The 12,887-nt window shown below is 62.0% G+C and carries 14 protein-coding genes; 7 read left to right on the forward strand and 7 right to left on the reverse strand.

The window, feature by feature from the left end:
• The first annotated feature begins 184 nt into the window (after positions 1-184).
• On the forward strand, positions 185-2,086 hold the full coding sequence (locus tag IAG25_RS23815) for a potassium transporter Kup (RefSeq protein ID WP_187607024.1): 1,902 nt from the start codon (positions 185-187) through the stop codon (positions 2,084-2,086).
• Positions 2,087-2,104: 18 nt separating this feature from the next.
• Here IAG25_RS23815 and IAG25_RS23820 read toward each other — a convergent pair whose 3' ends face one another.
• The 3 genes from IAG25_RS23820 to IAG25_RS23830 all read right to left on the reverse strand — a co-directional run bounded on the left by IAG25_RS23820 (position 2,105) and on the right by IAG25_RS23830 (position 3,267).
• Positions 2,105-2,320 carry a hypothetical protein gene (locus IAG25_RS23820; RefSeq protein WP_187607025.1) on the reverse strand — a complete coding sequence of 72 codons (216 nt, stop codon included), beginning with the start codon at positions 2,318-2,320 and terminating at the stop codon, positions 2,105-2,107.
• Positions 2,321-2,371: 51 nt separating this feature from the next.
• The gene (locus IAG25_RS23825; RefSeq protein ID WP_187607026.1) at positions 2,372-2,578 is read right to left on the reverse strand and encodes a hypothetical protein; all 207 of its coding nucleotides are present in this window, start codon (positions 2,576-2,578) and stop codon (positions 2,372-2,374) included.
• 104 nt (positions 2,579-2,682) lie between these two features.
• Positions 2,683-3,267: a glutathione binding-like protein gene (locus IAG25_RS23830; RefSeq protein ID WP_187607027.1), complete on the reverse strand. Its 585-nt coding sequence runs from the start codon at positions 3,265-3,267 to the stop codon at positions 2,683-2,685.
• 233 nt (positions 3,268-3,500) lie between these two features.
• On the opposite strand from IAG25_RS23830, the gene IAG25_RS23835 reads away from it, so the two are divergent.
• From IAG25_RS23835 to IAG25_RS23845, 3 genes are read left to right on the forward strand one after another with little or no spacing between them, the layout of a single operon-like run.
• Positions 3,501-4,640, forward strand: a complete 1,140-nt coding sequence (locus IAG25_RS23835; protein WP_187607028.1) for a GGDEF domain-containing protein — start codon at positions 3,501-3,503, stop codon at positions 4,638-4,640.
• A 42-nt stretch (positions 4,641-4,682) separates the two neighbouring features.
• Positions 4,683-5,222, forward strand: coding sequence for a DUF4142 domain-containing protein (locus tag IAG25_RS23840; RefSeq protein WP_187607029.1), 540 nt, complete (start codon positions 4,683-4,685; stop codon positions 5,220-5,222).
• A 53-nt stretch (positions 5,223-5,275) separates the two neighbouring features.
• On the forward strand, positions 5,276-5,659 hold the full coding sequence (locus IAG25_RS23845; RefSeq protein WP_187607030.1) for a DUF1801 domain-containing protein: 384 nt from the start codon (positions 5,276-5,278) through the stop codon (positions 5,657-5,659).
• Here the strand turns inward: IAG25_RS23845 and IAG25_RS23850 are convergent.
• The gene (locus IAG25_RS23850; RefSeq protein WP_187607031.1) at positions 5,656-6,486 is read right to left on the reverse strand and encodes a class I SAM-dependent methyltransferase; all 831 of its coding nucleotides are present in this window, start codon (positions 6,484-6,486) and stop codon (positions 5,656-5,658) included. The two genes, IAG25_RS23845 and IAG25_RS23850, sit on opposite strands and share 4 nt — an antisense overlap.
• A 214-nt stretch (positions 6,487-6,700) precedes the next feature.
• On the opposite strand from IAG25_RS23850, the gene IAG25_RS23855 reads away from it, so the two are divergent.
• Positions 6,701-7,714: an ABC transporter substrate-binding protein gene (locus IAG25_RS23855; protein ID WP_187607032.1), complete on the forward strand. Its 1,014-nt coding sequence runs from the start codon at positions 6,701-6,703 to the stop codon at positions 7,712-7,714.
• A gap of 39 nt (positions 7,715-7,753) precedes the next feature.
• Positions 7,754-8,701, forward strand: coding sequence for a TauD/TfdA dioxygenase family protein (locus IAG25_RS23860; protein ID WP_187607033.1), 948 nt, complete (start codon positions 7,754-7,756; stop codon positions 8,699-8,701).
• Between the two features lie 7 nt (positions 8,702-8,708).
• On the opposite strand, the gene IAG25_RS23865 is transcribed toward IAG25_RS23860, so the two are convergent.
• Both IAG25_RS23865 and IAG25_RS23870 read right to left on the reverse strand, forming a co-directional pair.
• Entirely contained in the window at positions 8,709-9,701 is a 993-nt protein-coding gene (locus IAG25_RS23865; RefSeq protein ID WP_187607034.1) for an alpha/beta fold hydrolase, read from the reverse strand.
• Entirely contained in the window at positions 9,698-10,210 is a 513-nt protein-coding gene (locus IAG25_RS23870) for a DUF2165 family protein (RefSeq protein WP_187607035.1), read from the reverse strand. Before IAG25_RS23870 ends, IAG25_RS23865 begins: the two co-directional genes overlap by 4 nt.
• 240 nt (positions 10,211-10,450) lie before the next feature.
• Between IAG25_RS23870 and IAG25_RS23875 the strand changes: the two genes are divergently transcribed.
• The gene (locus IAG25_RS23875) at positions 10,451-12,034 is read left to right on the forward strand and encodes an alanine/glycine:cation symporter family protein (RefSeq protein WP_187607036.1); all 1,584 of its coding nucleotides are present in this window, start codon (positions 10,451-10,453) and stop codon (positions 12,032-12,034) included.
• Here IAG25_RS23875 and IAG25_RS23880 read toward each other — a convergent pair.
• Entirely contained in the window at positions 12,031-12,780 is a 750-nt protein-coding gene (locus IAG25_RS23880) for a carbonic anhydrase family protein (protein WP_187607037.1), read from the reverse strand. The two genes, IAG25_RS23875 and IAG25_RS23880, sit on opposite strands and share 4 nt — an antisense overlap.
• Between the last annotated feature and the right edge of the window lie 107 nt (positions 12,781-12,887).

The following is a 12,887-nucleotide window of genomic DNA, read 5'->3' on the forward strand; positions in this document are numbered from 1 at the left end:
TCGATGCCGGGACTGTACGCAATGAATCGGAAGAATGACGTGAGCATGTGTAAGCAACGCTTACCTTTGATTACGCGAGAAGGCGCATTTAATACTTAATGCTATTGAAAGAAAGCGCCAATTACCTGTGCGGAATGCGGATTGCTATGTCTTCGGCACGGTATACCGGAGACCCACGCGTCGGATGACATCGACTTCGAACAATGTCCACGCGCCGAAGAAAGCGCTCTCGGGCCTCATGCTCGGCGCGCTTGGCGTCGTGTTCGGCGACATCGGCACGAGCCCGATCTACGCGTTGAGGCAAGGCGTGAGCGACGCGGGCGTCGTCGATGCATCGATCGTGATGGGCATTCTTTCGATGATCGTGTGGGCCGTCGTCATCGTCGTGATGGGCAAGTACGTGTGCTACGTGATGCGCGCGGACAATGAAGGCGAAGGCGGCATCGTCGCGCTGACGGCGCTCGCGCGTTCGGGCTACGAGCAACAGGGGCGGCGCGTTCCGCATCTTCTGCTGATGGCGGGCTTGTTCGGCGCAGCGATGTTCTACGGCGATTCGATGATCACGCCCGCGGTTTCGGTGCTGTCCGCAGTCGAAGGCCTGAGTCAGGTGAGCGCCAGGTTCGAGCCGTTCATCGTGCCGATCGCAGTGGCGATCCTCATCGCGCTCTTTCTGTTTCAGTCGCGCGGCACGGCGGTTGTCGGCAAGTCGTTCGGGCCGGTCATGCTGCTCTGGTTCGTGTATCTTGCCGCGGTGGGCGTCTATCGGATCGTGGAGCATCCGGACGTGCTGCGTGCGCTTTCGCCAGCGTATGCGTGGTCGCTCGTGCTCGGGCACTCCGCGCTCGCATTCACGATTCTCGGTGCCGTGATTCTCGCGTTGACGGGCGCCGAAGCGCTCTATGCCGACATCGGTCACTTCGGCCGGCGCGCGATCCGGCTTGCATGGATGATCGTCGTGTTTCCGGCCATCGTCATCGGTTACTTCGGGCAAGCCGCGACGATTCTGTATCAGCCAGGCGCGGCCAGACAACCCTTCTTCTTCGCCGCGCCTTCGTGGGCGCTGGTGCCGACGGTGCTCATAGCATTGCTCGCCACGGTGATCGCATCGCAGGCCGTCATTTCAGGGGCTTTTTCGATGACGAGTCAGGCGATCGAACTCGGCTTCCTGCCACGGCTTCGCGTAATCGAAACGTCCGCATCGCAGCGCGGGCAAGTGTATGTGCCCGCGGTGAACGCGGTCCTGTTCATCGCGGTGATGTTCCTCGTGATCGCTTTCCGCAGTTCGGACCGGCTGACATCCGCATATGGCATCGCCGTCGGTCTCACGATGCTGATCACCACCGTGCAGATGGTGAGCGTCACGCGCAATATCTGGCGCTGGCCGTGGCTCGCGGTCGCCGCGCTCAGCGTTCCGCTCATCGCAATCGATGCGCTGCTCGTCGCGGCCAACGTCCATAAGATTCCACAAGGCGGCTGGTTTCCGGTTGCGATCGGTATCGTGCTGTTCGTGCTGATGGCGACATGGCATCGCGGGCTCCAACTCGCACATTTACATGCATCGCACGCGCCGCCGCTCACGGAATTCCTGCGCGATGTGCTGAGCAAGCCTGAGCCGCCCGCGCGTGTGCCGGGCACTGCCGTCTATCCGGGCAGCACGCCGGGCGCTACGCCTTCCGCGCTCACGAGCAACGTGCGTCACAACCGCGTGCTGCACGAGACGACGGTGATCTTCGCGAACCGCGCGGAATCGGCGCCGCGTGTGGACGAACACACGCGCATCGAAGTGCGCGATCTGGGCGCGGGCTGCTATGAAGTGATCTCGCGTCATGGCTTCGTCGAACGGCCGAACCTGCCGCGCCTGCTGTCATCGCTCGATGGACAACTCGGCGACTGGCGATTCGATCCGAAGCACACGACGTTCTTCCTGCCGCGCGACGAAGCGACGCCCGGCTGCTCGCACGGGCAGATCCCGCGCTGGCGCGAGCGCCTCTTCGGCGAGATGGCGTTCCATTCGGCAACGAGCGCGGAATATTACGGACTTCGAAGTGAAGATGTCGTTGAACTTGGCGTTCAGGTCGTGCTGTAACGCGCGTGATTCATGCAATCACTGCGCGGTGCCCGCGGGCAGCATGTCCGCCTTCGCATTTGCGTGGTTCTTCGCCGCTTCCAACGCCGCATCGTGTGTGTCCAGCGGGCGATCGCGCATTTCGGTGTAGCCGTCCGCATCGACAGTGTAAGACCAGGTGCATTGCCCCGTCGGATCCTGATCGATGGTGATCTCGACATGGTGCCCGTTGCGAACGTAAGTCTCGGTAGACATGATGTGATCTCCCAGTGAGTGGAATCCGCGTCGCGACCGCTCGCTGCGAGGTCACGGCTTGCGGGAATCGGGCGGAACAGGATTCTTTTCCTGCGACGATGGCAACTCGTTTTCCGATACCTCGTGCGTGCGCATTTCGCGTTCGTCGAGCTGACGCTGCTTCGTGTCTTCGGAGGGCGTCGGCGTGGATTCGTCGCGGCCCACGGGTTCGTCCATGTCATCGGCGGTGGCGTGCGGCACAGGCTTGCCTGGCTCCATGATGGCCTCCGGAAATCGTGAGATGGCGCGCCGATGCGCGCCTTCTATCGGTACAGCAAGTGCCGGACCCGCCTGGCGATGTGCCGTGCGTCACGCGCGACAGGTCACTCAAGTCCCTCGTGCTCGAATGCGAGCTTCACGGCCGGCCGCTCGCGCATGCGCTTGTAGAACGCCTGAAGCTCGGCGGGCATATCGACGCTCATCTTCCGCGCCCACGTCAGCATCGTGAATAGATATGCATCCGCGACGCTCACCTTGTCGCCGAACAGATAATCGCCACGCATCGTCTTCGCAATGAGCGCGAAGCGCTGGCCGATTTTCTCGCGCGCGGCCGCGGCTTCCGCATCGGAAGACGGGCGGAACACGCGGCCGAACTGCTTGTGAATCTCAGTCGATATGAACGCGAGCATTTCCAGCAGACGCAAACTTCCGTCGTCGCCGGAAGGCGCAAGCGATGGCGCCTTTTGCGCGACCCAATAGAGAATCGCGATGTTCTCGGTGAGCCGCTTGCCGTCGTCGAATTCGACTACGGGAACGTAACTCTTCGGATTGATTTCGTTGAACGGCGTGCCGTCCTCGGTGATCTTGGTCTTGAGATCGACTTTCACGCGATCGAAGTTCAGGCCTGCTTCATGCATCGCGATGTGATCGGCGAGACTGCATGCGCCGGGTGCGTAATACAGTTTCATGATGCGCGTCTCCTTTCCGTTATGGCTGTGCGGGAACCCTATTCGGCGAGCAAGGCTCATGCCGCGAAAAGGTGGACGGCGCTAAAGTTTTGCCGCGTGCGTGCCGTTGACCCGAAAGTGCCGTTTCCGCAGCGCCCGGAGGCGAAAGGTATGATACGGCCGTTTTGTCGCGATGCGCGGTCCGCCGTCGATGACGGTCGATGTCCCGGCCACCGCACGTGGCGGGCTTTTCCATGTTCCACACACCTGACACTGAAACACTTCGCCTTTGCAGCGTGCTCGCGAGCACGGCGTTCGGGCTCGTCTTCGCGCTGGTGCGCTTCGGTCGCAAGATCGAGCCGCAGTTCGTGCACTGGTCGGCGAGCGCGTTCCTCTACGCGGCGGTGCTGACCGGCTTCGAGCCCGCGCGCGGCAATCCGGTCCTGATCGGCCTGCTGCTCGGCGCGCTCGCGGCCACCAACATGTTGATCGTTTCGGGCCTGCGCGCTTTCGACGGCAAGCCTCCGTTCCGCTCATGGATGCTCGCGCCGATTCTGGGTTGCGCGGTGGCGCATGTCCTGCCGGGATGGATCGTCGGTCCCGGTCCGGTAGCGGCGATGTTGACGCACGCGGGCGATACGATCAGTGTCGCGATCTCGGCCGCGATCACCGGCATCATCCTCTGGTCGAGCGGGCGGCGCGAGAAGAGCCGCGGGCGGCGCGAGAAGAGCCGCGCGCGGCGCATCGCCGGATTCGCGATGCTGGGTTATCTGCCCGGTTATGCCGTGACGCTCGCAGCCTATGCGTGGTCGGGCTCGCACATCAATTACCTCGCGCTGATTCCGATGCTCTCGGACCAGTTGCTACTGGGCGTACTCAATCTCGGCCTGCTGGCGATTCCTGCCGAACGAGCGCAACGCCGTTTGCGCGATGCCGCGCTGCGCGACCCGCTCACAGGCGTCTGGAATCGCGCCGGATTCGAGCTTTACGCGATGCGCCTCGCCGCGCCGGGCGCGACCGTGCTCGCCATCGACCTCGATCATTTCAAGCAGATCAACGACCGGCACGGTCACCTCGCGGGCGACAACGTGCTGATCGAACTCGCGCGGCTCGCGGGCGCGGAAGTCGCGTCGCTGGGCGGCGAGTTCGGGCGGCTCGGCGGCGACGAGTTCGTCGCGATCGTTCCGGCGTCGCGCGCATCGGATGCTCAGGCCTGCGCGAACCAGATTCACGCTGCGTGCCGCAAATACACCGAAGGCATGCCGGAATGGACCACGAGCATCGGCGTATCGCAGATCGGCGCGCAGGATGCGAGCTTCCACGAAGCACTGCAACGCGCGGATGTCGCGCTGTATCGTGCGAAGCTCGCGGGCCGCAACACGCTGACGGTCTGATCAAGGTAGAGTCGTCAGTATCGATATAACCCGGAGACGCGGATGAACGGCAAACGCATCGCAACGGCGTTGCTGCTGCTGCTGACGTGGACGTTCTGTGCGAACGCGCAGGAACGGCCCCTCTCCGATGAGCAAATGCTCGGCGTGATTTTCGTCGCGAATCAGGCGGAAATTGCCACGGCCAGTCTGGCCTTGCGCAAGACGCGCTCCTATAGCCTGCAGGTCTTCGCGAAGCGGATCGTGTCGGAACATGCGCAAGTCAATCAGGAGATCGCCACGCTGATGCAGCGATACGGCACGCAGCCGCAACGCAGCGCGACGAGCGAGGCATTGACGAAGCAAAGCCGCGACGATATAGCCGATCTCGATCAGACCAGCATTTACGATTTCGACGAAGCGTATCTCGATCGCGAAGTCGCTTATTTGCAGAAGCTGGTCAATACCGTCGATGGCTATATTCGAACGGCGCGCAGCGCGGAGGTGCGGACCTTGCTGATCCGCTCGCGACCGTCATTCATTTTTCATCTCGATCAGGCTCAACGGCTGCAAATCACGATCGGCAGTCCGGGTCTGATACGCTGACGCCGCGGTGGTCGAGCGAAGCATAAACAAAACGCAAAAGCACGGAGATATGCATGAGCCCTTCGGAACGAATCGACGCGTTGATTGCCGGCATCACGGACTGGCGCGGCGAGACATTCGCCAATGTGCGCAAGACCATTCTGGCGGCGGATAGCGGGATCGTCGAGGAGTGGAAATACATGGGTAGCCCGGTGTGGTATCGCGACGGCATGATCGCGGTGGCTAACGCGCATAAGGGAAAAGTGAAGCTGACCTTCGCCAACGGCGCGAGCCTTGCCGATCCCGAACAGCTCTTCAACGCGGGACTCGAGGGCAATGCGCGGCGCGCGATCGATTTTTTCGAGGGCGACAAGATCGACGCGCGTGCGCTGAAGAATCTCGTGCGCGCGGCAATCGAGTTCAATCAGTCGAAATCGAAGAAGAAAGCGGCCGGCTAGGCCACGCGTGCCCACGCACCGATGAAGGCAGGCGGCTGTATGACGCCATCGAGCGCGACGATTTCATCGCGCAGTCGTGCGGCCAGCGTATCGATGCCGATGGCATCCGCGCTCGCAACGCCGAAGCGCTCGGCAAGCGGCAACAGCGTGCGCAACACCTCGGCCAGATACTGATACGCGAACGAGTCGGGCCCGCCTTCGAAGCGCGCCGATAGCAGCATCTGCGGGCCGGGCAGGCCGGCGCGGCGAAACGTCGAAAAGAGCTTCGATCCCATGTCGGTCTCGACGCCCGCCCGCGTGAACGTCTCCCTGATCCAGTGCATGCCCTGCGCGCATAGCGGCGACTCGGGCACCGAACGCGCGGTGCTCATGTCCATCTCGTGAAAGACGAAGAGTGTGCCCGCGCCCGCACGGTCGGCGAGGCGGCGCAAGGTCGCGGCGGGATCGGGCAGATGCAGCAGGATGAGACGGCCGATGATGGCGTCGAAGGGTTCCGTGAGTTCGAAATCCGCCACGCTCGCAACGTCGAAGCGCACGTTGCCGAGGCCCGCTTGCCGCGCCCGTTCGCGGGCCTTGTCGATCACGCCGGGCGCCTGATCGATGCCGGACACCGACCCGTCCGGTCCCACGAGCGATGCGGCCAGAAACGAGACATCGCCCGTGCCGCAGCCCAGATCGAGCACGCGCATACCGGGCGCGAGCCCCGCGCGGCGCAGGATCTCTTCGGTCAGATCGCCGATGAAGCGCGCCTGATTCTCCAGTCGCTGCACTTCCGGATCGGAATGGCCGAGCACGTAGGCGCCGGTGGAACTGACGGAAGGATTCATGGCTGTGACCTCGCGTGTGCGTGCCCCTTTCATGTTAGTGGCTGCGCGACAAAAGCCACTTCCTGCCCCCAAATATTTCAGATAACTTTCGGTGAAAAAGAGCGCTGCCCGCGCGCTTATCGCGGACGAAGCTATCCGTATCGGGATTTCTTCGTTCGCGTGTGAGTAAGCGACGAGTACATTTATCGTTCGCCGCTCTTCGAAGAAATCCCGCATGACGACATTTTTATTGCAGCGTTTACTCGCCGTGTTCGCGTCGATGGCGTTGCTCGCGTTGCCGATTCATCGCGCGCACGCCGAAGGGAAGGTGACGATCGTCGATCAATACGGCATCGGCTCGTTGCTGCTGAAAGTGGCGAAGGATCAGAAGCTCATCGAGAAAGCGGGTGCGCGCGAGGGACTTGCCATCGACGTGCAATGGAGCACGCTCTCGGGCGGCGCGGCTGTGAACGAGGCGTTGCTGTCGGGCGCGGCGGATATCGCGACCATCGGCATCGGGCCTTTGATGACGATCTGGGACCGCACGCACGGGCGTCAGGACTTTCGCGCGATGGCGGCGCAAAGCGCGGTGCCGGTGTATCTCGTGACGAACGATCCGCGCATTCGCAGCATCCGGGATATCGGCGAGAAGGATCGGATCGCGGTGGTGTCCGTCGCCGTGTCGCAGCAGGGACGGCTTCTGCAGATGGCATCGGCCAAAGCTTTCGGCGATGCCGACTATGCGCGTCTGGACCGCTTCGAAGTCAGCATGCCGCACGCCGATGCGACGACCGCGATGTTATCGGGCAACTCTGTCGTCAACCTGCATTTCTCGAACGCGCCGTATCAGTATCAGGAACTCGAAGACCCGAAGATTCACAAGGTGACGAGTTCCACCGACATTCTCGGTGGTCCATCGACGGGCAGCGTCGTCGTGACTTCCGGCGCATGGCGGAAGGACAATCCGAAGACCTATGCCGCCGTGCGCGCCGCGCTCGACGATGCTGCGAAGCTCGTCGGCAAGGACAAGGCGCAAGCGGCGGCCATTTATATACGTCAGGACGGGTCGAAGCTTTCGCCGGCGTTCGTCGAACGCATTTTGAGCGACAAGGAAGCCAGCTTCGCGACGACGCCGCAAAACACGCTGCAACTGGGTGCGTTCCTGCACAAGGTCGGCGTGATTCGTCATGAACCGAAGTCGTGGCGCGATTACTTTTTCGCCGACGACGCGAACGCGCAAGGCAGTTGAGCGCATCATCCATTTATCCCACATATAAAGGAATCCGAAATGAATGCCGCTGCCATCCAGAAAGAAGCAGAGTTGACCGTCAATCCGCTCTCGGCGCATATCGGTGCAGAGATCGGCGGCGTCGATCTCACGCGTGCGCTGTCTCCCGCGCAGGTCGAAGCGATTCGCGCAGCGCTGCTCAAATGGCGCGTGATCTTCTTTCGCGAACAGTTTCTGAGTCACGAGCAGCACATCGCGTTTTCGGCGCAATTCGGCGAGCTCACGGTGGGACATCCGGTGTTCGGACATGTCGAAGGTCATCCCGAGATCTACTCGATCTCGAAGTTTCGCAAGGCGACGCGCTTCGAAGGGCCTTCGCTGCTGCGTCCCTGGACCGGCTGGCACACGGACGTCACGGCGGCGGTGAATCCGCCGTTCGCATCGATCCTGCGTGGCGTGACGATCCCGCCTTATGGCGGCGATACGCAATGGACCAATCTCGTGATTGCGTATGAGAAGCTCTCCGCGCCGCTGCGCGCATTCGTCGATGGCTTGCGTGGCGTGCATCGCTTCGCGCCGCCGCAAGGCGCGAGCGGCACCGATGCGTTCACGAAGGCCGTGACGGATCACACGCTCGTGAGCGAACATCCGCTCGTGCGCGTGCATCCCGAAACCGGCGAGCGCGCGCTGTATGTGAGTCCGGGCTTCCTCAAGCACATCGCGGGACTGGCGTCGCGTGAAAGCCAGGTGTTGCTCGAACTCTTGTGGGAGCATGTGACGCGGCCGGAATTCACGGTGCGCTTCAAGTGGGAACCGGGCAGCATTGCGTTCTGGGACAATCGCGCGACCGCTCATCTCGCGCCCACGGATATCTTCGATCTCGACTTCGATCGCCAGTTGTATCGCACGACGCTCGTCGGCGATGTGCCGGTCGGGCCGGATGGGCAGAGGTCGCTGGCGATCGAGGGGTCGCCGGTGGGCGCGGCGGCCGCGGTGGCGTTGAACTGAATATGAATCAGTCGATGAGCCGCCGCGCCCGCATCCATTCGAGCACGATGCCCGCGATGTCATCGCTGTTGTCATCGGCCATCAGCGCGTGACTGTTTCCCTCGATGCCGCGCGCGGGAAGATCGATCCATTCCGTATCGACGCCAGCCGCGGCGAGCGCATCGTGCCATCGCCGCACCTTCGGCACGGACTCGACCCAGAACGGATGCCGCTCCAGATAGTCGCCCCAGACGAACAGATGCGGCACGCCGCGCAGGATACGCGGATCATATTGCGAGGGGTCGGGCGCGCCTGAAGGTTCGAGCGAGATGACCGCCGTCACGCGCTCGGGCGCATTCAGCGCGGCGCGCAGACCGAAGTTGCCGCCCTGACTGTGCGTGAGCACGATGCTGCCCCGCAGGCGTTCGATCAACGCGTCGTATGCATGTTGCGTAAGCGTGTCGTTCGTCGACCAGCGCGGCACGAACTGATTCATGAAGGCTTCCATCTTCGATACATCGAAGCGCATGCCCGCATGAGGCCGGCGCGATTGCGCCTGCGCGTGCCACGAACCGGCCGGGCCGAACCGAAACGTTTCTTCCCATGCCTCGCGCGCCGTACGGAAGTAGGGCGCCTCGGGATACACGTCGGGATAGGGCGCCCACGATGCGCGGCCACGTTCGACGGCATCGGACACATAGACATCGAAGCCCGCGCGCAGAAAGTACATCTGCCAGCCGGGGCGTCCATCGGGCGTCGTCTCCCAGTTCACGCCGCTCATGCCGCCGCCATGCCAGAGCAACAGCGGATGAGGGGAGCGCGCCGATGCGAGCCTCACGTACTGCACATACATCTGACCGACGATCACTTCGCCGTTGGGATCGACCGGATGAACGGCGCCGTGCGCCGTGCTTACGCGCGAGCGCGGACTCATGCCCGACAGCGTGACCATCTTCCCGCCGACGTGAAAGCTGCCGATATCGCGCACCTGAATCGCGCTGGTTGCATCGTTGGTGTTCATGCGGTTGTTCTCAAAAAGGGTGGATGCGTTTCTGCGCGCGTCACGAAGATCAATATCACGAGGAAGGTCATGAAGAAGCGAAACGCGCTCTCCGTGCCGTTCCATTGCTGCGACTGCCACATGCCGAACCATTCGCCGCCGATCGACATGAAACAGACCTGCCAGGTGAGATAGCCGAGCGTGAGTCCCGCGATTGCCCAGCGCTTGGCTCGCGCGAACACGGCATTCTCTTGCCGCATCGCGCGACACATCGCGATGACGCCCACCCAGCAGAGCAGCGCGGTCACGGTCTCGAGAAGGATGATCAGGTCATAGCCGAGATGCTGAAGCATCGGTGACGTGATCGCGCGATACATGTTGGCATTGCCGGGGAACGTCGTGTCCATCCGCAAGACGTGCTCGACGAATTGCAGGTTGCTGCCATAGTCCGTCAGATTGCCGAAGCTGACGAGCGATGCCAGCAGGGCCATCGAGGCCACGGCGAAAAGTTTCGCGAGTCGTTCGGTCATCCCGTTCTCCTGACACGTTGTGCACCCGATTGTGCGAGAAAAGAATTAGATAGGCATGACGACGCGCCGCAACTAACTGTCCCGCACGAACGCGCCACTTCTTCAGCTTCGCCAATAGCCATCAACAGAGAGAGGTCGATCGCTGGCCGTATAATCGCTGCCTCAAAAGATTACGTGCCGACGCAGGCACGTCGGCCAGCTTCGAACGACGCCGGTTTATCAACATTCGGAACGCCTCGCGTGGAAAGTCTCTTTCAGTCCGTGAATGCATTGTTTGCCTTCATTGCACCCGTATCGGATTTCTTGTGGGATTTCCCCACTAATTTCAAGGCATATTCAAGCATTCCCGTGCTCGGGCAATTCCCGTTCGCGATTCTCCTGCTCGTCGGCGTGGGCATCCATTTCACGATTCGCACGCGCTTCATTCAGACGATGAACGTCGGCAAGATCGTGCGCATCATGTTGCGCAGACAGTCGTCGAAGACCGGCGTCAGCGCGCTCGCATCGTTCATGCTCGGGCTCGCGATGCGCGCGGGGCCGGGCAATATCGTCGGCATCACGGGCGCGATTTCCGTCGGCGGGCCGGGCGCATTGTTCTGGATGTGGGTCGCCGCATTCTTCGGCATGGCCACCGCGTTCATGGAATCGACGCTCGCGCAGCTCTTCAAGGAGAAGAAGCACGACGAGTTCGTCGGCGGCCTGCCGTTCTATGGACGGCGCATTCTCGGCGACAGGCGCATCGTCGGCACGTTCTTGTCGCTCGTGTTCATCGTCTATGCGCTTTTCAACGTGCCGCCGCAAACGTTCAACGTGTTCACCGCGATCGGCACTATTGCCGATACCGTGACCGGTACGCATCTCGCACGTCAGTCGACGGTGTATTACGTCATCGCCGCCGTGTTGATCGCGGCGTGCTCGTTCATCATCATGGGCGGCATTCGTCGCGTGACCGCCTATACCGATGTGCTCGTGCCGATCAAGGCAACGCTGTTCTGCCTGATGTCCCTGGTCATCATCCTCATCAATCTGCCGCTGATTCCGTACTTCTTTCATGAGGTGATCGTCGGCGCATTCGCACCGCATGCGCTCTTCGGTGGCGCAATCGGCACCGCGCTCGCGCAGGGCGTCAAGCGCGGGCTGATGTCGAACGAGGCGGGGCAGGGCACCATCACGATGGCCGCCGCGATCGCCGACAACGATCACCCGTGCGAACAGGGCTTCGTGCAAAGTCTCGGCGTGTTCTTCGACACGATGGTCATCTGCACGATGACCGGCTTCATCGTCGTGATGGCGCATGTCTGGACCGGCACCGTCGACGGGCAGGCGTGGGAATCGGTGAGGGCGTCGAAGATCACGGTCTATCTCGCATCCGTCGAAACGCTCGTGCCCGTTGGGGTCGCGCACATCGTCAAGATCGTGATGTGCGTATGTTATGGCCTCTTCGCGTTCACCACCTTGCTCGGCATGATCTCGTTCGCGGAGATATCGGCGAACTTCATCTCGCGCAGTCGCGGCTTCATTACCGGTATTCGCGTCGTCGGCTCGCTCGTGTTCGTGCCATTCGGCGCGCTCACGGTGCTCGCCGGCCTCGAGTTGCCGAACCTCTGGGCGCTGTCGGATCTGATGAATATCGTGATGGTGCTGCTCAACGTGCCGATTCTGCTGATCGGGCAACGCCTCGTGTACAAGGCGCTGGCGAACTACCGGTCGACGCGCCGCGGGCCGTTCGTATCCGACGATATCGGCGTGCGCACGGAGTACTGGACGGCTAAGCGCGGCGTCGCGAAGCAAGAGGATGGCGTTCGCGAGCGCGTCGAAGCTTAGGAGCCGAAAAACTCCACCGCGCCCGTGCTTAGGTTGTACATCGAGCCGGCGATCTTGATGCCGTGCTGGCTTTCCATCTCGCTCAGCACTGTGCTGTCGCGGCGAATCTGCGCGATGGTCAGTTCGACGTTCTTGCGCGCCACTTTATCGACGAACGTGTAGTTGGTCGCCGACCGTTCGCCGTCATACTGCGTTGCATCGACGGCGGGCTTGATGCGCGCGAGCAAACCGGTGAGATGGCCGAGTTCGGCATTCGCTATCGCGCCCTTGATCGCGCCGCACGACGTGTGCCCCATCACGAGCACGACTTTCGCGCCCATCAGCTTGCACGCGAATTCCATGCTGCCGAGAATGTCGTCGTTTTCGATATTGCCCGCGATACGGCAATTGAAGATATCCCCGATACCCAGATCCATGATGACTTCCGCGGGCGCGCGCGAGTCGATGCAACTGAGCAGCACGGCCGCGGGATACTGGCCCTTCGCGCTCGCCTTCTGTTCACGCAGATAATTGCGCGGCTTGCGCTCGCCTTTCTGAAACCGCTCGTTGCCACGTTTCATCAGGTCGATGATCTGCTCGGGCGTCATGCTGTCGCGCTGCGCGTGCGTCAACGCATCGGCGTGGGCCGAGGTCATGAGAAGCGATGGACCCGCAAGCCCGACGATACCTGCGGATGCCACTGATCTGAGGAAACCCCGGCGGCACTCGGGCGTGCATTGCAGCGGATGCTTCATTTCTTCGCGCATGACCTTGCTCCTCGATCCAAGGATTGGGCCTTCTTGACGCTCTTCTTGCGAACTGAAGTGTTGGACGAAAACGCGTCGAATGCAATGCGCGCTTGTTCTGATGACAA

It is taken from the genome of Caballeronia sp. EK, assembly GCF_014384845.1.
Lineage (GTDB): Bacteria > Pseudomonadota > Gammaproteobacteria > Burkholderiales > Burkholderiaceae > Caballeronia > Caballeronia jiangsuensis.

What these genes read in the sequence shown, in the direction of transcription:
- IAG25_RS23830 (WP_187607027.1), bottom strand. Translation starts at nt 3,267, where the DNA reads ATGAAACTGTATTACGCACCCGGCGCATGCAGTCTCGCCGATCACATC.
- IAG25_RS23845 (WP_187607030.1), top strand. Translation starts at nt 5,276, where the DNA reads ATGAGCCCTTCGGAACGAATCGACGCGTTGATTGCCGGCATCACGGAC.
- IAG25_RS23840 (WP_187607029.1), top strand. Translation starts at nt 4,683, where the DNA reads ATGAACGGCAAACGCATCGCAACGGCGTTGCTGCTGCTGCTGACGTGG.
- IAG25_RS23825 (WP_187607026.1), bottom strand. Translation starts at nt 2,578, where the DNA reads ATGGAGCCAGGCAAGCCTGTGCCGCACGCCACCGCCGATGACATGGAC.
- IAG25_RS23820 (WP_187607025.1), bottom strand. Translation starts at nt 2,320, where the DNA reads ATGTCTACCGAGACTTACGTTCGCAACGGGCACCATGTCGAGATCACC.
- IAG25_RS23815 (WP_187607024.1), top strand. Translation starts at nt 185, where the DNA reads ATGACATCGACTTCGAACAATGTCCACGCGCCGAAGAAAGCGCTCTCG.
- IAG25_RS23835 (WP_187607028.1), top strand. Translation starts at nt 3,501, where the DNA reads ATGTTCCACACACCTGACACTGAAACACTTCGCCTTTGCAGCGTGCTC.
- IAG25_RS23880 (WP_187607037.1), bottom strand. Translation starts at nt 12,780, where the DNA reads ATGCGCGAAGAAATGAAGCATCCGCTGCAATGCACGCCCGAGTGCCGC.
- IAG25_RS23860 (WP_187607033.1), top strand. Translation starts at nt 7,754, where the DNA reads ATGAATGCCGCTGCCATCCAGAAAGAAGCAGAGTTGACCGTCAATCCG.
- IAG25_RS23865 (WP_187607034.1), bottom strand. Translation starts at nt 9,701, where the DNA reads ATGAACACCAACGATGCAACCAGCGCGATTCAGGTGCGCGATATCGGC.
- IAG25_RS23870 (WP_187607035.1), bottom strand. Translation starts at nt 10,210, where the DNA reads ATGACCGAACGACTCGCGAAACTTTTCGCCGTGGCCTCGATGGCCCTG.
- IAG25_RS23855 (WP_187607032.1), top strand. Translation starts at nt 6,701, where the DNA reads ATGACGACATTTTTATTGCAGCGTTTACTCGCCGTGTTCGCGTCGATG.
- IAG25_RS23850 (WP_187607031.1), bottom strand. Translation starts at nt 6,486, where the DNA reads ATGAATCCTTCCGTCAGTTCCACCGGCGCCTACGTGCTCGGCCATTCC.